The following is a 464-nucleotide window of genomic DNA, read 5'->3' on the forward strand; positions in this document are numbered from 1 at the left end:
TTTGATTACTGGGTCATTGGTACCGGTGTAAACGTTGTCCGGCGCGGTAACGGTGACGAAACCGCTGGTGCTGTTGGCCGGGACGGTGATGACGGTGGTGCCGTCGCTCAGGGTGAAAGTCAAGGCCGAGTGCTTGTCGATCGGCAGACCGTCTTTGTTGGTCAGGGTGACGGTGTAAGTGATCGCACCACCTTCGGTGACCGAAGGAGTAGCGGTCAGCTTGGCCACCACGTCGTCGGTGGTGTCGGTGACTTTGACCGACGCCGCGTCGCCCAACTGCAGGTTTTCAAAGGCACGACCGTCGACATCGACGGCGGACTTGATACCCAGGCTGATTTCACCGGCGTCCTTATAGACGTCGTCGCCTTGCGCAGCATGGCTGTACGGCGCACTGGTTTCGCCGGCCTTAATGGTCACAACTTCGTTGTTGCTCAGGGTCACGACAAGGTCGTGGTCCAGGGCAG

At 59.5% G+C, this 464-nt stretch carries 1 protein-coding gene; it reads right to left on the reverse strand.

Annotation, left to right across the window (positions count from 1 at the left end; translation table 11 throughout):
* Nucleotides 1–459, reverse strand: a 459-nt coding sequence (locus HU770_RS26795) for an immunoglobulin-like domain-containing protein (RefSeq protein ID WP_346769590.1), incomplete at its 3' end; no start/stop codon positions are given.
* Between the last annotated feature and the right edge of the window lie 5 nt (nucleotides 460–464).

Source organism: Pseudomonas sp. SWRI68 (assembly GCF_014269165.1).
GTDB classification, from domain to species: Bacteria; Pseudomonadota; Gammaproteobacteria; order Pseudomonadales; family Pseudomonadaceae; genus Aquipseudomonas; species Aquipseudomonas capeferrum.